Consider the following 19,113-nt stretch of genomic DNA (forward strand, 5'->3'; position numbering starts at 1 on the left):
CGGCCGGGGCTCGCGGCCCGGGGGTTTATGGCGCGCAGACCACGTATCCGGTGACAGATGTCGCGCTGTCCTCGGTTACCTGCCAGCCAGTGGCCGGAGAGCCGACGGGAGCGTTGTGGATGATTTTGTGGGTGCCTGTCGCCGGGTGGTCGTAGCCGCCGCTCACGGCGAATTTGCCGGCGGGGCACGACACAACGACGTTGCCTGTTGCGGAAGTACCCGTGACGACCTCGCTCAGCGCCCCGGAGCTCCCGCCCTGGGGCCCCTGGGTTCCGGTGTTGCCCTGGATGCCCTGGAGGCCTTGGGGTCCTGTGGCTCCGGTGTCGCCTTGGAAGCCCTGGTGGCCTTGGAAGCCTTGGGGGCCTGCGGCTCCGGTGTTGCCCTGGAGGCCCTGGGGGCCTGCGACTCCAGTGTTGCCTTGGAATCCCTGGTTGCCCTGGTTGCCCTGGATACCGGGGATGCCCTGGAAGCCTTGGTTGCCTTGGGGTCCGGTGGCTCCGGTGTCGCCTTGGAGGCCTTGGAGGCCCTGGGGTCCGGTGGCTCCGGTGTCGCCTTGGAGGCCTTGGTTGCCCTGGATCCCGGGGGTGCCCTGGTCGCCTTGGAGGCCTTGGTTGCCTTGGGGTCCTGTGGCTCCGGTGTCGCCGGGGATGCCCTGGAGGCCCTGGTCGCCCTGGAGGCCTTGGTTGCCTTGAGGCCCGGTGGCTCCGGTGTCGCCTTGGAGGCCTTGGAGGCCCTGGGGTCCGGTGGCTCCGGTTTCGCCCTGGAGGCCTTGGTTGCCCTGGATCCCGGGGGTGCCCTGGTCGCCTTGGAAGCCCTGGTTGCCCTGGGGTCCTGTGGCTCCGGTGTCGCCGGGGATGCCCTGGAGGCCCTGGTTGCCCTGGAGGCCTTGGTTGCCTTGGGGTCCGGTGGCTCCGGTGTCGCCTTGGAGGCCTTGGAGGCCTTGGAGGCCCTGGGGTCCGGTGGCTCCGGTGTCGCCCTGGGGTCCGGTGGCTCCGGTGTCGCCTTGGAAGCCCTGGGGTCCTGTGGCTCCGGTGTCGCCGGGGATGCCCTGGAGGCCCTGGTCGCCTTGGTTGCCTTGGGGTCCGGTGGCTCCGGTTTCGCCTTGGAGGCCTTGGTTGCCCTGGATCCCGGGGGTGCCCTGGTCGCCTTGGAAGCCCTGGTTGCCCTGAGGGCCTGTGGCTCCGGTGTCGCCGGGGATGCCCTGGAGGCCCTGGTCGCCTTGGAGGCCTTGGGGTCCGGTGGCTCCGGTTTCGCCCTGGAGGCCTTGGTTGCCCTGGATCCCGGGGAGGCCCTGGTCGCCTTGGTCGCCCTGGGGTCCGGTGGCGCCGGTGTCGCCCTGGAAGCCCTGGTCGCCTTGGTCGCCCTGGGGTCCGGTGGCTCCGGTGTCGCCTTGGAAGCCCTGGTTGCCTTGGGGTCCGGTGGCTCCGGTTTCGCCCTGGGGGCCCGGGCGTCCTCGTGGGCCCTGTCCGCGCGAGTCGCCCGGGCGTCCTTGCGGGCCCCGTGCGCCCGTGTTGCCCGGACGTCCCTGCGGGCCCCGTGCGCCGGGTTCGCCCTGGAAGCCCTGCGGGCCTCGGTTCCTGTGAGTGCTGCCGCCGTCCCACCACTCCCAAGCGTCGTCATCGTCGCGATAGGCCGTCGGCAGGGTGCGGGAACCCGGATCGGCGCTCACGGCTCCATTCGGGCCTGGCACTCCTAGTGCGTAATCGATTGCGGGCTTCTCGGTTACGTCGGCCATGGCGGCCGCCGACGAAGCTACGTTGACGATCAGGCCAAGTGTCCCCGCCGCGGAAAGCATTGTGACGGTTTGGACCCAAGATCTGCGAAGCGACTGACGTTTCACACCGGAGCCTTCCTGCAGAGCTGAAAGCGAATACGCAGGCATGCGCAAATGCGTGAGCGCGCGCCGGTATGTCGCGTTGGCTTGTTGGATGGTTTGAGTATGCACTCACTGTGTTGTGTGCGATGCCAACTCGCCGTGCAGTGATCCACTTTCGCCGTATCGGCTGGGAAATCGGAAATATGGGCCCCGGTCGGTGGAGAGAGAATCCGCTGCATCTCTTCTTTTGGAGGGTGAACTCGGCTGCGGCGAGCGAAGGTTGGTGCACTATCCGGATCGAATGTTCTGACGGTCCGATGAATTGAACTCGTCAGGAATGCCAAGAAGGTCCAATTGTCGACGGTCGGTCAGGGGGGCGGCTGGGCCGTGCAGTCGGAGGTCCGTCGGTCGTCATTGTCGAAAGGCTTTGGGGTCGGAACTGGTTATCGGGTGTGCTGGTGATCGGTATTCCGCTGACTCCTGGCCATCGCAGAATGAAAAGCGGATGGAGAGTCATGGTTTGGCAACATTACTTATTCGAGTGTCGAGGGAAACGTCGCGCCGGTGGTTCGGCATCCAGGCACACCTTTGTCCGCGGCGACATGTCTACGAGGATTTGTCCGGGGAGCACTGTGTTGACACATACTCCGCGCGGCCCGAATTCGTGGGCGAGGCCCCGGCGCAGACCCAGAAATCCGGCCTCCGGCGTGAGCGGGGCGGCACACCCGTCTCGGCCCGGGGACGGGATCTGATGCCGGGCCCCAGTCGGCCGTGCTTTCGTCACGTCACTCGGTTCGCTTCGCCACGCAACGCGGCGAGCCCCACGCGTCACGCGTCACGCGTCAGACCGGCGTCCCGGGCGGCCAGTGCCGCCTGGACGCGATTTCCGACTTCCAGTGTCGTCAGGATGCGACTGACATGAGCTTTCACCGTGCTCTCGCTCATCCGCAGCCCCCCGGCGATCTCCGAGTTGGTTGCCCCCTCCGCGAGCAAGGCCAGGACATCGCGCTCGCGCGGCGTCAGCCGGCCCACCCGTCTGCGCACAGCCGAGGTCCCCGGCCGGGCGCCGCGATGGTAGCGGTCGATCAGCCGACGTGCGGCGGACGGATGCAGCATCGCCGAGCCGGCGGCCACGACATGTACGGCCCGCAGGATCTCCGCAGGGTCCGAGTCCTTGAGCAGAAACCCGTCGGCGCCCGCCGCCAATGCCTCGTACACATATTCGTCCAGGTCAAAGGTGGTCAGAGTAATGACGCGAGGGGCATGCGGCAGGTTCCGCAGTCGCGTGATGGCCGCGATGCCGTCCAGCTTCGGCATCCGCACATCCATCAGGGCGACGTCCACCCGACGGGCGGCAGCCTCCTCCACGGCCTGGAGGCCGTCCGATGCCTGGGCGACGACCTCGATGCCGGCGTCGGTCGCCAGTAGGTCGGTCAGGGCCAACCGGACCAGCGCGTCGTCGTCCACCACCATCGTGCTGATGATCCGAGCCCCGCTCATGTCTGCCCGCTCCGATTCACGGACCGCATCCCGATCCTCTTCGCCACACCCTTGCACATGGCCTTGGCTACGCCTTTTCCGACGGTTCCGCCCGCTCGTCCGCCGACCGGTCCAGCCGCGCGGGTCGTACCGTTCTCCTCGAAGGCTCTTCGGCTCGGCTCACCGTCCGGAGCACTCATGGGCAGACGCGCCGCGAGCCGCCATCCCCCATCCGGCTCCGGGCCGTGGGCGAGAGAGCCGTGAAGCCCGGCCACCCGTTCGGCCAGCCCGATCAGCCCGAAGCCTTGGCCCACGCCTCCATCGGGCCGTGAAGCGGTCACTGCGGGGGGCGAGTTGACCAACTCCACCTCTGTGGCCGGTGCGCCGTAGTGCACCCGCAATCGCACCGCCGTGCCCGGTGCGTGTTTACGGGCGTTGGTGAGACCTTCCTGAACGAGCCGGTGCACCGCGAGGAGATGAGTCGCGGGTGCGGCACCGGGTTCCCCCGTCAGTTCGGCCGCGACATCCTGACCGATGCTCCTTACCTCGTCGAGCAGTTCGGACAGGTTCCGTAACGCAGGAGCCGGCACCTTGCTCTGCATGGGATTCCTGCCGGCCTCCCACACCGCATCGTCCTCCGCACGCAAGGCGCCCAGCACGTCCCGCAGATCGGCCAGCGCCTGGGCAGAGGTGGTGCGCAGCAGTGCGATCCGCTCACCGATCTGCGGCGGCAGCGACTCCGCGCGCAGTGCGAGTACCCCGGTGTGCAGCGCCAACAGGCTCAGCCGATGGGCCAGCACATCGTGCATCTCGGCCGCGATCCGGGCCCGCTCCGCCGACCTGGCCTGCTCGGCACGGAGTTCGACCTGTTCGCTCAGCGAATCGATGAGCCGACGACGGCTGTGCCACCACAACCCGGCCGTCAGCGCCAGCGCGAACAGCAGTGCGGCGCCGTAATTCGGCGTCACGCCTCCGCTGAGCGGCGGCGCGCACACCCAGGGCAGCGCACCGGCGATCACGCCCGCCGCCACCGCCACCCGCACCCGGCCCTGTGCGGTCAGGTGGAAAACCATCACGGTCATGGGTTCGTAGGCGCCCTGCGCACCCAGCGCCGCCCCGGCGAGAAGGACCACAGCGAGCGGGCTGCGCCAGCGAAGCGGCAGCAACAGTGCGGCGGCGACAGCCACAATCGGTCCTACGGAAAACAGTTGCACCTCGAAGCGGGCTTTGGCCAGGCCCTGCGCGACGAGTAACAGCACCCCGCCGGCCAGCAACCACTCCATCCACACCGGACCCCGGTGGGGGTATTTGTGTTCCACCGGCCGATCGTAGTCAGTCGAAGGGGCCGGGGCCCATCGGTCTTGAGTCGCAGTCACCCCCTACTTTCGTCGGGGTCGCGTGCGCCTCGGCGACGACGTCCGTACCGGTTCACCCGAACACAACGGCCGATTCCCGAAGAGTGCCCGCTGCCTAGCGTCACTGGTATGACTTCATGGCCCCGTTTCGCCGATACCCGGCTCTTCGTCACCGAGGCCGCCCGAGGCTTCCGTATCACCGGCGCGGTCGCACCCAGCAGCCGCCGACTCGCCGCCGCCCTCGCCGCACCGGTCACCGAGCGGGCCGGACAACCCGTGGATGTACTGGAGGTGGGCGCAGGGACCGGCCCCGTCACCCGCTGTCTGCTGCCGCTGCTCGCCCCGGGAAGCACGCTGGACGTGGTCGAGGCGAACCCGCGCTTCGCCGCCGTCCTGCGGAACGTCGTCCGTGAATACCGGCCGGGCCGGGACGAACACACGGCGCACGCGCAGACGCGGGACGACCGCCTCGGCGAGGCGGTCGTGCCGGTGCGGAGCGAGGACGGCGTCCGGGTCAGGATCCACGAAACGCGGATCGAGCACCTGAACACACGGCAGTCCTACGACGTCATTGTCTCCGGCCTGCCCTTCACCAATTTCGTCCCGGACACGGTGGCTTTACTGATGGACAGATACTTCGACCTGCTGCGCCCTGGCGGTTCGTTGACGTACTTCGCGTACGTGGGTACCGCGCCGGCCCGCAGACTCGTCGCCTCTGCCGGCGAAGCGGCCCGTCACCGAGCCGTCGAGACCGTGCTCGCCGGGTACCGGCAGCGCGGCAGGGTGTCAGGACGCATCGTCTGGGCCAACGTCCCCCCGGCTCGCGTCTGGCGCGTTCGCCCGACGTCCGCTCCTGGTGTTGGTGGCGAAGCAGGTCGGGCGCACTCCTCTTCCCTTCCGTCACGCCTCGGGCAACGCACCTCGTGACACCACGACGCTAACGCGGCGTCACTGCCCGTCGCCTGCGGAGCAGTTCCGCGAGTCCGCGCCGGGTGGCCGCGATCACCACACGGTCCTCGGCGCGCAGCACGTACCCCGGATGCAGGTTCCAGATCAGGCCCGACGGACGGTCCGGGGAGGCGGGTGCGACGGTTGTCAGGCCGGTGTGGCGGTCCTCGCGCGGGGTCGCGTCCAGGGCCAGCACCCTCCATGCCCCCGCCCGGAACGCCTGCTCGACCGTCCGGCCCTCCAGCTGCGGGTGGCCCGCCACCTCGATCGCGGCGAACAGCATCACCTTCCGCTCGACCGGGATCGCGCCGAGGATCTGCCGTCCCATCATTGCGACGGCGAAGGACGGGGCAGCCAGATGGGAGACGGACCGGGAGCGGGTCAGGGCCTGCGGGTGGGCGGTGCGCAGGGTGCGGTAGACGGCCGTGGCGAACTCGTCGTCGAAGAGGCGCAGGGCCACCCGCAGATCGGGCTTGACCGAGCGGGCGTAGAGCGCCGCCTCCAGGTTGGTGGTGTCGATGCTGGTCAGGGCGAGAAGGGCGCGGGACCGCTGGATCTTCGCGGCTTCCAGGACGCCCTCCTGGGTGACATCCCCGAGGACGACGGGTACGTGCAGCCGCCGGGCCACCGGGATACCGCGCGCGTCCGGGTCGTCCTCCACGCACACCACGGGGATGCCGAGTTCGCGGAGCCGGACCAGCACCCTCGTGCCGATCTTGCCGAGCCCCAGCAGCACCACATGGCCGGAGAGTCCGCGCGGCGGGCGGCGCAGGGACGACGCCGTACGCAGGGAGCCGAACGCTTCGAGGACGCCCGCCACCAGCAGCGGCAGCAGCATCAGGCCGGCGATCCCGGAGAGCAGTTGGATGATCTGCCGCGCGGTGCGGTCGCCGATCGCCGGGTCACCCATCGCGAAGAGGTCGAGCAGGGTCAGGTACGCGGCGTGCAGGGGGTGGTCGCCCGTGGTGAGGGTGGAAGCGACGGCGAGGGCCAGGACCGCCGAGCCGACTCCCAGCGCCGACCAGCGCAGACGGCGCGAGAAGATCTGGCTCAGCGGGGCACTGCGGCCCCCCACGCGCAGCCTCGGACCGTTCGGTGCGGCCTCGCGGATGGCTTCCAGGACCACCGTGCCGCGCCCGGTCGCCGCGGCCACCTGCTCGTGATCGGGCAGGAGCTGGGGCCCTTCGGCGCCGCTGCTGTCGGATCCTTCGGTGCCCGCCGGGTCATGGGTGGTGGAGGAGAGCAGGGCGAGCGTGCAGAGTCCGGGGTCGGCGACCTCGCCCGGCCGGGGCGGGGTGCGTTCGACGGCCCGCAGGAGCAGGCCATCCGCCTGGACGACCTTGCTGGAACCGGTGAGCGCGGTCGCGGCGAGTGCCGGGGCGGCGGTGTCGGCGTCGGAGAGGACGGTGGTGGACGCGTCCAGCGCGGTCGGGTCGAGTCCGGGGACGGCGACCGCGGCGGCCTGGTCGAGAAGGTTCTCCAGGTACTGCCCGAGCTTGCGGTTGTAGAGCCGGATGACCAGCCGGACGCGGGGGTTGAGGCGACGGGCGGTCAGCGCGGCGCGGATGTTGCGCTCGTCGTCGTCGTAGACGAGTGCGAGTGCGGCGGCGGTTTCCACGCCCGCTTCCTCGAAGATTTCGTCGGACGGCTCCGCGGCCTCCAGGATGCGGACCGCCTCGACGCCGGCGTTCGTGTCGCTGTCGGAGCTGCCGGTCGTCCCGTTGCCGCCGTTGCCCAGGTTGCGGTTCATCGCCGCCGACATCCGGCCGAACAGCGTTGCCGCCCGGCCGCGCTGGGTCAGCGGCAGATCGGGCCGACGCGGATCGCGCCCCGGCGGGAGAAGCAGGGTGACCCGCTCCCCGTAGACATACCGCAGCTCCACCGCCAGCCGCCGGGCGAGCGCGTCGTCGCCGCAGATGACCATGTGGGCGCTGAGGGGGGAGCGTTGGGGCTGCTGGGGAAGTGTGGACACGAATCCCAGCATGCCGTGCATACCTCCGGGTGTTCGAGTCATTCCGGCCGATCAGTGATCTTCGTGTGTCGTGGGGGTGCGCGGAGCCGCGTGCCGGGGGGACCGCTCCGGGCCCGCGAGCAGTGGACGTGGCTCCGACGCCAGGACGATCGCCGCCTCGACCGCCGCGATCCGGTCGGAGAGCAGGGCCAGTGCCGCGACCGCCCGCGAGGTGGTGTCTGCGCTGCTCGGACCGGGCCGGGAGGTGCTGCCCGGGCCGCCGGATGCCTGGGTGCGTACGTACGAGGCGGTGATCGCCGCCCACCGGTCCGCCTGTTCGGCGGTGAGGGTGCCGCGCAGAGCCGCCAGTTTCAGCAGGTTGGACTCGGCGCCCGTGGTGAGGGTCTGGGCCTCGCCCGTGTAGTGGTCGTCGATGACGGCGGCCAGTTCGGCGTCGTTCATCACGGGCACGATCCGTTCGGCGATCTTGTTCATGTTGCGGTACGAGCCCTGCAGCCGGAAGGGCGGCTCGGTGCGCGTCGCGTCGGTCTGCGCGGCCGAGGCGATGTACGCGGCGTTCACGGCGAGAACGGTGTCACGGGCGGTCACGAGGTGGCGCAGGACCGCGGTGATCCTGTCCAGCTCGGCGGGGGTGTACGGGTGGTCGAGGCGGTCCGCGCGTGCGATGGGTTGTCCCTCGCTCGAACGGAGCTGAGAGCTTGGGGAAGGGGCCGTGCCGGAGGCCAGGCGGACGAGCAGCGCGAGGTCTTCGCGGGAGCGGCCGGCCAGGGGGGCCAGCACCGGATTGGCGGTCAGTGCGTTCTCGATGAAGCTCAGCGCGAAGACGTCGTCGCGGCCGCTCAGCACCTCGCCCAGGTTCCATACGTCGGCCCGGTTCGCGAGCATGTCCGGGATCCGGAACTGTTCGCCGGACTCGGTGTACGGGTTGCCCGCCATGCATACCGCGAACCGCTTGCCCCGCAGGTCGTAGCTGCGCGGCTCGCCGTCCCGGACGCCCTCGATACGGCGGGTGGCGTCACAGAGGGGGATGAACTTCTGGAGCAGTTCGGGTGACGTGTGCTGGATGTCGTCCAGGTAGAGGAGTGTGTTGTTGCCCGCCTCCAGTGCGAAGTTGATCTTTTCGATCTCCCGGCGGGCGGTCGCGCTGCGTGCCTGCGCGGGGTCGAGGGAGGTCACGTCGCGGCCGAGCGACGGGCCGCTGATCTTGACGAGGACCAGGCCGAGCCGGTCGGCGACGTACTCCATGAGTGTCGTCTTGCCGTAGCCGGGCGGGGAGACGAGCAGCAGGAGGCCCTGCGAGTCGGTGCGCCGGTCTGCGTCGGCCGTGCCGAGCTGCTTGGCGAGGCTGTCGCCGATCAGCGGCAGGTACACCTCGTCGAGGAGCTGATTGCGGACGAACGCGGACATCACGCGCGGTCGGTGGTCGTCGAGCCGCAGCCGGGCGCGTTCGGCGGTGACGAGGGCGGTGCGGCTTCGCTGGTAGGCGCGGAAGCCGGGTACGGTGCTCGCCCGGAACTTCTGCGTGCGGGGCAGGAGTTCGTCGAGGCGGACGGCCAGCCGGCCACGGTCGATGAGCGGGTGGGTGCCCAGCAGGCCGTCCACGGTCGCCGAGAGCGGTGCCTCGCAGTCGTAGCGGGTGAGCTGCGGCTCCGGGCAGAGTTCGACGGCGACCGCCTCGGCGAGATCACCGCTCGGGAGGTCCGTTCCGCTCGCGGAGGCGTAGGAGGTCAGCCAGCCCTCGACGAGCTGGCGGCGCGCGGGGAGGTCGTCGCGAAGGGCCTCCAGATCCTCGTCGTACGCCGAAGTTCCGGTCGTGCGGCGGAACTTGTCCAGGAAGGTGCGCGCGGTCGCGCTCGTGACGAACCCGGCGGGGCCCGAGGTCAGCTCCTCGAAGAGGTACGCGGCGGCTGCGTGCGCGTCATCGGTCCCGATCCGGGTTGCCCATTCCTCCTGGAGCGCGGTGATCGCGGGTGCCAGGCCGAACGTCGCGCGGGCCCGGGCCAGGGAGGCGGCCCGGCGCGTCCAGGAGTCGCGGAGGGCGTCGTCCGTGTCGTACGTCCAGAAGAGCTGCGCCGCCGCCCGTACGGAGGGTGGGACACGCAGCAGGCCGGCACCGGCCTGCAGTCGCAGCAGCGTGGTCAGGATGGCGGTGGCGTCCTCGTCGTGGACGCCGCGCTGATATCCCTCGTCGTACGCGTCCGCAGCCGACTCCCGCACGAGCAACGCCAGGTCGGCCGGTTCGCGGGCGGCCAGCGCATCCGCGCCGTGCTCGTCCAGGAGGCGGGCTGCGAGGTGTTCGGCGCGGTAGACGGATGGCGACTCCGAGGGCAGCAGCTGGTCCCAGTACGGTCGGGTCGCCTCGAACGCCGGGTCGGTGACGGGAGCCCGGTAGTCGGTTCCGGTGACGGCGAACGCGAGCCGGTCCCCGGAGGGCACGAGCGTCAGGTCGAACGGCTGGGTGTTCACGGCGAACCGGTGCCGGCCGAGCCGGATCGTCGCCCCGCCGTCCGCGTACAGCTCGCTGCGGTCGCGCAGGGCCCGCCCCGCCTCCTGGCGGGCCGCCTTCAGCCGTCCGTCGAGCTCCTCGGCCCGCACCGGGTCGCCGAGCCCGCGCAGTTCGTCCGCCGTGCGCCGGACCTTGGCGACCATCGGATCGGAGGCGAAGTACGTGTGGACGGCGTCCAGGTCCGGGAGGGCGGACAGGCGCCGGGAGACGGTCTCCAGCACCCGGGCCGCCGAGTCCGCCAGCCGTTCGGCGCGGCGGGCGCGGTCGTCCTGCAGCGTCTGCTTACGGGCCGAGAACGCCTCATACACCTCGGTCCGCCGCTCGGCCAGCTCGGCGAGGAAGTCGTCGTACTCGGCGAACCGGGACTCCAGGTTCTCCAGCTGAAGCAGGAGCCGGGCCAGTTGTTCGTCGCACGCGTCGGGGGAGTCCGCGGCGGCCAGCGCACCCGTGACCGCCTGCCCGAGCAGGGCGAACTCGGCGGCGAACTCCGCCCGCCCCTCGTGATCGAGGAGTTCGCGGCGGCGCGCGTCGAGCGTGGCCCGGGCCCGGTTCACACCGCCGAGGACCTCGGCGATCCGTTCCAGGATCGATGTGCGGACGGTCGCGTCCCCGATGTCGAGCCCGGCGACGACATCGGTGACCGTCGCGAGCCCGTCCGTCATCTCGGTCAGCCGGTCGCCGAGCGCGGTCGCGTCGGCGACGGTGCCGAGCGCGGACGCGTCGGCGGTGAGCTGCTCGATGTCGTGGTGGTAGTCCGTGAACGCGTCGTCCCGGCTCAGGAACGCGACCGCGCGCTGGGCGGCGGAGCTGAGATCGGCGGCGGTGGCCGCCGTCAGCTCGGCGATCCGGTCGGTGTCCGCGTACCGCATCTCGCCGAGCGTCGCCAAGCGGCCGTGCGCGCGGCGCAGTTCGGTGAGCTGGGAGACCCAGGCGGCCGCCGAGCGCGGGGCTTCGCCACGGATGCGGCGGACGAGCGCGGTGAGGTGGTCCGCCGCGCCGGTGAGCGCCTCGGCGGCCTGCCGGGTCAGTTCCTGCACCGTCTCGAACTCGGCGAGGACCTGCTGCGCGGTGTCGTGCAGGGCGGTCAACGGGGCACTGAGTGAGCCGAGTTCGGTGTCGGTGAGCCAGTGGTAGTGGTCCGTGGTGCGGGTGCAGTCGGCGACGAGCCGGGCGTACACGGCCGTGGTCGGCGTGGTCCGCGTCGCGCTGTTCGCCAGCGCGAGACAGTCGGAGATACCGCGTACCAGATCGGCGTTGCCGACCCGGGCGAGCGGACCCGTCCCCGCCGGGCGGGAGGCGGCATGGGTGTCGGAGACGTACGGGGTCTGCCAGCGCTGCACCGTGTGCACACGGGCCGGCTCGGCCGACGCGGTGTCCTTGAGGAGGACGAGGGTGCCGTCGTCGAGCAGCGCGTGGCCGCGGCAGAGCAGCGGGGTGGCGACCTCCTGACGGATCAGGTTGTAGGGGAGGAGCAGGCCGCGGCCGCCGTCCCGGGCGCGGAAGAGGTAGAGGACGTCCTCGCCGTTGGGGGAGCGGACGGCCCCCTCGAAGACCGGGTCGGCGAGCGGCTCGGCGAGGTCGAAGGTCTTGGTGGCGCCCGTGGTGAGGTACGTGCCGCCGGGGAAGATGATCCCCTGGTCCTCCGGCAGCCGGTGGCAGGCGGGCCCGATGGCGTCGAGGCGCTGCACGGTGGAGAGCAGCGTGTTGAAGACCAGGTGGCGCCAGGCGTCCTCGTTGTACGGGCGGATCCGCAGCAGGATCAGGGGGCCGACCTCGGCGTATTCGACGTCGGCGTCGGCGAGGGACTGGAGGGGTTCGGTGACCGGCTCCTCGTAGATCCCGTGCGGTGTGTCGGTGTCGTCGGCCGTCTTGACGGTCAGGGTGCCGCCGAGCGTGTCGACGAAGAGCGCGCCGCTGCTGCCGATCGCGATGTGCGGGTGGCGGCCGAGGACGTGCGACTCGCGGCCCGCCGCGGTCCAGGTGAAGTCGTGCGACGGCGGGAAGACGTGGTCGCGGTCGCCGCGCGCGTCGAGGAACGCACCGGGGGAACCGTCCGGGGTGAGCGCCCAGCGCAGTACGCGGATGTCGTCGGCGGTCTCGCCGGTACGGAACACGGCGAGGAGTCGCCCGTCGACGCGGCGGAGACGGAGCAGGCGGGCGTCGCGGTAGTAGCGGTGCAGGGTGGTGAACTCGCGTACGAAGGCCTCGTCGGCGAGGAGAGCGTCCCGGCCCGGTGACAGATCGGGTCCGTAGAGGGTGAGTACGTCCCCGACCTCGGCTTCGCCGCGTGCGCCTGGTCCTCGCTCGAAGCCGAACAGCAACTGCCCGCCCACAGCGACGAGATCGCGGGGGACGGAAGGGCGCTCCGTACGGATCCGCTCGGTGGCCAGGAGACGGAGCCGCGTCGAACCGAACTCCTCGGTGCGGCGGGTGTTGAGTGCTTCGGCGCGGTGGGTGAGCTCGGTGGCCTGTGTGGTGAGGCGGCGCCGCAGTACGTCGTAGGTGCCGGCGTCCACGGTGGAGGTGGGGTCGGTGTCCATGCGTACGGCTCCCTGCGAGATGTGTGTCGGGTGGTGCGGCCGTCGGCCGCGCTGTGTCCTCGAACTCCCCCATAGCCTTGAGGGCATGGGGGGACCCCCTCGACGGGCTTGACGTGGCAGTCCACTCGAGCCCGTCCGGCCTCTGAGGACAGAGCGGCCAGCCCGGCGCCGGGGCTCCCAGGTCCTGTCCTGCCTGTTTTCGTCGGCCCGGAACGCCTGGCACGGCACCTCGCCGCGTTGTCGTCAGTCGCCCACGTACGTCCAGTACGAGGACGATCCTCCGCCGTGCGATGCACCGCACCGGACGCCCCGGGCCGATCCACGAAGACCGGCAGGACAGGACCTACGCCACGGGCGTCCCATTGCGCGACGCGGGTACGTCAGGGGCGTCCGCCAGTGCCCCGACCGGCAGGTCCGCCAGACCGAGCTTCCGCGCCGAGTCCAGGAGCTGGCGGAGCTGTCCGGCATCCGCACCCACTCCCGGCGCCGCCAGCATCCGCATCAGCAGCGCCGACACCGTCAGGTTCTGCACATCGCCCGTCGAGACCGAACCGAGCACCCGCGTCAGGTCGTCCGTGAACGACGACGACCCGTTCAGCCACGGGCCCGCGAGTGCCTTCGCGGTGTCCGAGTTCTCCACGAAACCGTCCACGCTCTTGCCGAGCGAGATGGACGAGACGAGCCGGTCGAAGAAGACCGAATCCCCGCCGACGATGTCGATGTCCGCGTTCTCCAGGCCGGTGGCCAGAACCGTCGCCTGCGCCTCGGCGACCTGCCGCTGCACATCGAGTCCGGCCAGCCGGATCTCCTTCTCGGCGGCGAGCCGCAGCCGGTACTCCTCGTGCCCGCGCGACGCGTCGTCCAGCGCCGCCATCGCGGCCGCCTTCTCCGTGAGCCCGGCCGCCTCCGCCTTCAGCTTCTCGCCGATCATCGCGGCGTCCGCCGTGGCCTGCGCCTGCGTGCCCTCGGCTGTGGCGAGAGCCTTCAGCCGCGCACCCTCGGCCTCGGCCTTGAGCCGGGCGGACGTGGCCCCGGCCTCGGCGAGACCGGTCTTCTCGATGACATCGGCCGCCGCCTCCCGTACCTGCACGTCGGCAAGTCCGGGAGCCGCGGACTCCGCCTGGACGCCTTCGGCGAGCCGCAGCTTGGCCCGGGCGTCGAGGTCCGCGCTCTTCAGCCGGGCCTCGGCGAGCGTCAACTGTTCCGCCGCCCGGTGCGTGGCCGCCGCCTCGGCCGCCTCCGCCGCCTTGATGTCCTTGACCAGCTTCTCCTGGGCCTCCGCCTCGGCCGCGATGATCACCGACCTGCGGGTGCGCTCCGACTCCTCGACCGCCCGCAGGGTCTTGATGGACTCCTCCTGCTCGGCGACCGTACGGTCCACCGCGATCCGCTCCCGGATCACATCGGCGACCTCGCGGCGCTCGGCCTCGACCTCCTTCGTCGCGGCGATCCGGTTCAGCTCGGTCTGCCGTTCGCGTCCGATGACCTCGATCAGCCGGTCCTTCTCGATGCGCTCGTTCTCCACCGCGATGACCCGCTCACGGTTCTTCTGCGCGACGGCGATCTCCCGCGCCTGGTTCTCGCGCTGGATGCCGAGCTGCTCCTCGGTACGGATGAACGCGGTCTGCGCGCCGAGCCGTTCCTCCTCCTGGACCCGGGCGGTGGCCGCCTCCTCGCGGGCCCGCAGCGTCTCGACCTCGCGCCGCTGCTTGATCTCGGCCTCGGCCTGCCGGCGCTCCAGCTCCAGGATGGTCTCGCGGGCGTCGACGTTCTGCCGGGTGATCTCCTTCTGCTCGGTGCGCTGGTACTCGTTGGTGCGCACGTGCTCGATCGCCGTCAGCTCGGTGATCTTACGAATGCCTTGCGCGTCGAGGATGTTGGCGCCGTCGAGCTGCGCCATCGGCGTCTGCTCCAGGTGGTCGATCGCCGCGTCGTCGAGGTGGTAGCCGTTCAGGTCGGTGCCGATGACCCGGATGATGCGGTCCCGGAACTCCTCGCGTTTGGTGTAGAGATCGACGAAGTCCAGCTGCTTTCCCACCGTCTTGAGCGCCTCGGCGAACTTCGCGGCGAAGAACTCCTGGATGGCGGCCTTGTCGCTGGCCCGCTCGGTGCCGATGGACTGGGCGACCTTGATGACGTCCTCGACGGTCTTGTTCACCCGTACGAAGAAGTTGATGTGGATGTCGGCGCGAATGTTGTCCTGGCAGATCAGGCCCTCGCGCCCGGTGCGGCGCAGCTCGATCGTCTTCACCGAGATGTCCATGTACTCGGCCTTGTGCAGCACCGGCAGGACGACGGCTCCGGTGAAGGTCACGTCGACCTTCTTGGTCTTGGAGATGATCAGGGCCTTGCCCTGTTCGACCTTGCGGAAGAGCCGGCCGATGACGAGCAGCAGGGCGATCGCGATGAGCAGGACCACGGCGACGAGCACACCGAAGCCCAGGGAGATGGCATCCATGACAGTCCTTGGCGGCTGGTGAGGAAGGTGAGAAGTGTGGGTGCCCGGCGGTGCGGGCAGCTCAGCGGGTACGGCGTCGGGTGCGTGGCAGCGGCTGTGGGGGCTTCGGCGGTCCCGGGTCGAGCGTCACGTCGTACGGCGAGACCCAGAAGAACTCACCCTCGTCGTCGTACGCGTACAGGAGCCCCGCACTGCCTGCCGTGAACGCCGCCTCATCGGTCTGCCGCAACAGCCTGACCTGCACCATCGCGGTCGAACCGTCGGCCGCCGTGACCTCGGCCTGGCCGAAGTCGGAGCTGACGGAGCCGGTACGGACGGTGCAGACCCGGCCGAGGAAGTCCTGCCGGGACGGCGGGAGTTCGGCCGGGAAGCGGCGCCGGTAACGGCTGACGAGGACCCGGACCACGGCCCAGGAGATCAGCAGCGCCCCGGCGAGCACGGCACAGGCGAGCGCGGCCCGGGCGGTGCCGGTGACGGCGCTGCGGAGCAGCAGGACGGAACCGGTCAGGCTGGTGAACCAGGCGACGACGACCATCACGGACACCGAGACGGCGACCGGTACACCGCCGATCCCGGCCAGGTCGGTGTCGAGGTCGGCGTCGAAGGAGTGATGGTCGGCCGCGCCCGCCAGGACCAGCAGCCAGAAGCAGATGACGACGATCAGGGCGGCGCCGAAGAGGACGGCGGGGAAGGAGGATGCGGCTCTCAGGAATTCCTGCATCGGTCCACTCCCCCTGCCTGTCGGTGGGGGCGCGGTGGATGATGGGACGTCCGGCGGTGACTCGGTAGCCGTGGCTCCGCCTGCATGCGGCGCCGCGGCTACCGAGTCGTCCCCCCGTCCCCGTATCCCCCGTATTCCCCTGTGTTTCCCCGGTTGGTGCTGAGTCAGATCATGACAGCCGACGTCGTCGTATCGCACTGCCGGAATCCGGCAATCTTTGTACGTCCTTGATGCCGGGCACCGACACCTGCTCATATGTGGTGAGTGGGTGTCAGTGACGCATCAGAACTGGAGGCATGGGCGTGTCGGAACCGGAGATTCCCGACGAGTATCTGGGGGAGTACGCCCGCATCCTGGAGGAGGTCGCGGCGACCGGCCGCCGACTGACCCGCGACGAGCTGGACGCCCGTCGCACCCTGGGCCGGGAGGCGGCCGAGGCGGGATTCCAGCTGCGCGCCCTGGTCGGTCTCCATCTGGCGGCGACCCGCGTCGCCTGGCCGCACGCCACAGCCGCGCACCCCGGGTCCACCGACTGCGTGCTGGCCGCGGTCGAGCAGGCCGTCGACGCGTTCGCCGAGGGGTTCGAGCGCGCCCAGCGGCTCACCGTACGGCGGGAGGAGGCGGCGCGCCGCGAGTTCATCGACGACCTGCTGTACGGGCGCAGCGACCTGGGCCGGCTCGCCGAGCGGGCCACCCGCTTCGGGCTGCGGCTGTCGCGCGCACACGCGGTCGCGGTGGCGACGGGCCCGGAGGCGTACACCGAAACGGACGCGGTGCCCCGCATGGTGGAGGCGGCGCTGCTCGCCCGCTTCGACGGCCGGAAGATCCTCCTCACGACCAAGGACGGGCGCCTGGTCTGCATCGCCCCCGGCGCCCAGCCGGACGTCCTGCGCTATTTCGCCAAGCAGGCGCATGCGGCGACGGACGGCGGCATGGTCGCGGTCGGCCGCCCGCACCGGGGTCCGGGCGGTGTCGTCCAGTCGTACGACGAGGCGCTCGACGCGCTCGATCTGGCGGACCGGATGGACCTGGAGGATCCGGTGCTGTACGCCGCCGACCTGCTGGTCTACCCGGTGCTGACCCGGGACCGGCAGGCGATGGCCGATCTGGTGCGCAGTGAGCTCGGCCCGCTCCAGAAGGCGCGAGGCGGCGCGGAACCCTTGCTGAAGACGCTCGCCGCCTACTTCGACGCGGGCTGTGTCGCCGCCGAGACGGCCCGCCGACTGGCGTTGAGCGTGCGGGCGCTCACCTACCGGCTGGAGCGCATTCATCAGCTGACCGGCTCCGACCCGTCCGATCCGATGCACCGCTACACGCTGCAGACCGCGGTGATCGGCGCCCGGCTGCTGGACTGGCCCGCCAAGGAACTCTGACGGCCCAGCCGGGACCGGGCAGCTCCTCAGGGCTGTTCCTGCCGTCCCTGATGGGCGTACGACGACAGCTGCGGCACCTCGCCGCGCTGTCGGAGCGCTCGGATACGCCCCGTACGAGGAAGCCCCTGCGCCTTGCGATACACCGCATCCGACGCCGCGGGCCGATCCACCACCGGGGCTGACGGGGCAGCCCTTTCCCACATGCGGGGATGCGGACCTGCCTTTAGCGTGGGTCCGGGGGATTTCGGGGGCGCGCACCGAGGGAGACCCGGACCATGGTTCGTCACTCACGTCATGCGCGGGAGCTTGTCGAGGGGGAGTCCTCCGCGAGCGGCGGGAGAGCGGCCGCCACCTCCCCGCCGTCCCGCCCCGCATCCGACCGTGGGCGCGGCCCGTCGCGCCGGTGGTGGGTGCTGGCCGTGATCGGTCTGGCCCAGCTGATGGTGGTGCTGGACGCCACCATCGTGAACATCGCCCTGCCCTCCGCCCAGCAGGACCTCGGCTTCTCCGACGGCAACCGCCAGTGGATCGTGACCGCGTACGCCCTGGCCTTCGGCTCACTGCTGCTGCTCGGCGGCCGGATGGCCGACCTGGTGGGCCGCAGGATCGCCTTCCTGACCGGCCTGGTCGGCTTCGCGGTCGCGTCGGCGATCGGCGGCGCCGCCCCGGGCTTCGAGGTCCTGGTCTTCGCCCGCGCACTCCAGGGCATGTTCGGCGCGCTCCTCGCCCCGGCCGCGCTCTCCCTCCTCACCACGACGTTCACCGTCCCGGCGGAGCGCGCCAAGGCGTTCGGGATCTACGGCGCGATCGCGGGGACGGGCGGCGCGGTGGGGCTGCTGCTCGGCGGGGTCCTCACCCAGTACCTGAACTGGCGCTGGTGCCTGTACGTGAATCTGCTGTTCGCCCTGGTCGCCTTCCTCGGCGGCATCCGGCTGCTCACCGCCGGTGCCCCCGCCGCCCGCCCCAAGCTCGACGTCCCGGGCACCGTTCTGGTCTCGGCGGGACTCTTCTGCATTGTGTACGGATTCTCCAACGCCGAGTCGCACCCCTGGGGTTCACCGGACACCTGGGGCTTCCTGCTGGCGGGCGGTGTGCTCCTGGCGGCGTTCGTCCGGTGGCTGACGCGGGCCGCGCATCCGCTGCTGCCGCTGCGGGTGGTGCTGGACAGGAACCGGGGGGCGTCGTACCTGGCGATGTTCATCGCCGGCGGCGGCATGTTCGGCGTCTTCCTGTTCCTCATGTACTACCTGCAGAAGACTCTGTACTACTCGCCGGTGACCACCGGTCTCGCCTTCATCCCGATGGTCTGCTTGATGATCGCGACGTCGATGACGACGACCAATGTGCTGGTGCCGCGCTTCGGCGCGAAACCGATCGTGCCGCTCGGCATGGGTATCGCCGCGGCCGCCATGGTGTGGATGACCGGCCTGGACCTGACGAGCAGCTACCTCACCTATGTGCTGCCCGCTCTGCTCGTCCTCGGGCTGGGCCTCGGCGCGATCTTCGCCACGGTGATGAACCTGGCCACGTACGGGGTGGCCGCCCGCGACGCGGGTGTGGCCTCGGCGATGGTCAGTACCAGCCAGCAGGTGGGCGGTTCGATCGGCACGGCGCTGCTGAACACCGTCGCTACCAGCGCCGCCATGGACTACCTGTCCGACCGCCCGGTGACTCCCGCCCATGTCGCCCGGGCCCAACTGCAGAGCTACTCCACCGCGTACTGGTGGTCGGCGGGCTTCTTCCTCATCGGGCTGGTGGTGACGGCGGTCCTGTACCCCAGGGGCGCACCCCGGGCCCAGGTGGTGGAGGAGTCGGCCCCGGTCCGCGCCTGACGACCGGGCCGGCCCCCCGGACCTCGCAGGACCCCGCCTCCGTGGCGCGATGCGTACGCGGCACGGAGGCGGGGTCCTGGGGGCGGGTGGCCGGGGATTCGCTCGGGGGAGTC

The 19,113-nt window shown here is 70.7% G+C and carries 10 protein-coding genes; 4 read left to right on the forward strand and 6 right to left on the reverse strand.

Going from position 1 to position 19,113, the window contains the following annotated elements:
• Positions 1-418: 418 nt before the first annotated feature.
• Positions 419-1,696: a hypothetical protein gene (locus ACIBB8_RS11150; protein ID WP_398950745.1), complete on the forward strand. Its 1,278-nt coding sequence runs from the start codon at positions 419-421 to the stop codon at positions 1,694-1,696.
• A 948-nt stretch (positions 1,697-2,644) separates the two neighbouring features.
• On the opposite strand, the gene ACIBB8_RS11155 is transcribed toward ACIBB8_RS11150, so the two are convergent.
• Complete coding sequence (locus ACIBB8_RS11155; protein ID WP_398950896.1) at positions 2,645-3,301, reverse strand: response regulator; 657 nt, start codon at positions 3,299-3,301, stop codon at positions 2,645-2,647.
• Positions 3,302-3,312: 11 nt separating this feature from the next.
• Positions 3,313-4,614, reverse strand: coding sequence for a sensor histidine kinase (locus ACIBB8_RS11160; RefSeq protein WP_398950747.1), 1,302 nt, complete (start codon positions 4,612-4,614; stop codon positions 3,313-3,315).
• A 165-nt stretch (positions 4,615-4,779) separates the two neighbouring features.
• Between ACIBB8_RS11160 and ACIBB8_RS11165 the strand changes: the two genes are divergently transcribed.
• Entirely contained in the window at positions 4,780-5,577 is a 798-nt protein-coding gene (locus ACIBB8_RS11165; RefSeq protein WP_398950749.1) for a translation initiation factor IF-2, read from the forward strand.
• Positions 5,578-5,587: 10 nt separating this feature from the next.
• Here ACIBB8_RS11165 and ACIBB8_RS11170 read toward each other — a convergent pair whose 3' ends face one another.
• The 4 genes from ACIBB8_RS11170 to ACIBB8_RS11185 all read right to left on the reverse strand — a co-directional run bounded on the left by ACIBB8_RS11170 (position 5,588) and on the right by ACIBB8_RS11185 (position 15,795).
• A complete protein-coding gene (locus ACIBB8_RS11170) occupies positions 5,588-7,582 on the reverse strand; it encodes an NAD-binding protein (RefSeq protein ID WP_398950751.1) in 1,995 nt (664 codons plus the stop codon).
• Between the two features lie 39 nt (positions 7,583-7,621).
• A complete protein-coding gene (locus ACIBB8_RS11175) occupies positions 7,622-12,616 on the reverse strand; it encodes a DNA repair ATPase (RefSeq protein ID WP_398950753.1) in 4,995 nt (1,664 codons plus the stop codon).
• A gap of 343 nt (positions 12,617-12,959) precedes the next feature.
• On the reverse strand, positions 12,960-15,074 hold the full coding sequence (locus ACIBB8_RS11180) for a flotillin family protein (RefSeq protein ID WP_398950755.1): 2,115 nt from the start codon (positions 15,072-15,074) through the stop codon (positions 12,960-12,962).
• Positions 15,075-15,135: 61 nt separating this feature from the next.
• Positions 15,136-15,795 carry a hypothetical protein gene (locus ACIBB8_RS11185; RefSeq protein ID WP_398950757.1) on the reverse strand — a complete coding sequence of 220 codons (660 nt, stop codon included), beginning with the start codon at positions 15,793-15,795 and terminating at the stop codon, positions 15,136-15,138.
• 302 nt (positions 15,796-16,097) lie between these two features.
• Here ACIBB8_RS11185 and ACIBB8_RS11190 point away from each other — a divergent pair, with 302 nt between their 5' ends.
• Both ACIBB8_RS11190 and ACIBB8_RS11195 read left to right on the forward strand, forming a co-directional pair.
• Entirely contained in the window at positions 16,098-17,168 is a 1,071-nt protein-coding gene (locus ACIBB8_RS11190; protein ID WP_398950760.1) for a PucR family transcriptional regulator, read from the forward strand.
• 275 nt (positions 17,169-17,443) lie between these two features.
• Positions 17,444-19,000: an MFS transporter gene (locus ACIBB8_RS11195; RefSeq protein WP_398950762.1), complete on the forward strand. Its 1,557-nt coding sequence runs from the start codon at positions 17,444-17,446 to the stop codon at positions 18,998-19,000.
• Positions 19,001-19,113: the final 113 nt, after the last annotated feature.

It is taken from the genome of Streptomyces sp. NPDC051286, from assembly GCF_044455345.1.
Taxonomy (GTDB): domain Bacteria; phylum Actinomycetota; class Actinomycetes; order Streptomycetales; family Streptomycetaceae; genus Streptomyces.

Bases quoted from the DNA above. Each gene is read 5' to 3' on its own strand.
- ACIBB8_RS11165 (WP_398950749.1), top strand. From the start codon at position 4,780: ATGACTTCATGGCCCCGTTTCGCCGATACCCGGCTCTTCGTCACCGAG.
- ACIBB8_RS11170 (WP_398950751.1), bottom strand. From the start codon at position 7,582: ATGCTGGGATTCGTGTCCACACTTCCCCAGCAGCCCCAACGCTCCCCC.
- ACIBB8_RS11175 (WP_398950753.1), bottom strand. From the start codon at position 12,616: ATGGACACCGACCCCACCTCCACCGTGGACGCCGGCACCTACGACGTA.
- ACIBB8_RS11180 (WP_398950755.1), bottom strand. From the start codon at position 15,074: ATGGATGCCATCTCCCTGGGCTTCGGTGTGCTCGTCGCCGTGGTCCTG.
- ACIBB8_RS11185 (WP_398950757.1), bottom strand. From the start codon at position 15,795: ATGCAGGAATTCCTGAGAGCCGCATCCTCCTTCCCCGCCGTCCTCTTC.
- ACIBB8_RS11195 (WP_398950762.1), top strand. From the start codon at position 17,444: ATGGTTCGTCACTCACGTCATGCGCGGGAGCTTGTCGAGGGGGAGTCC.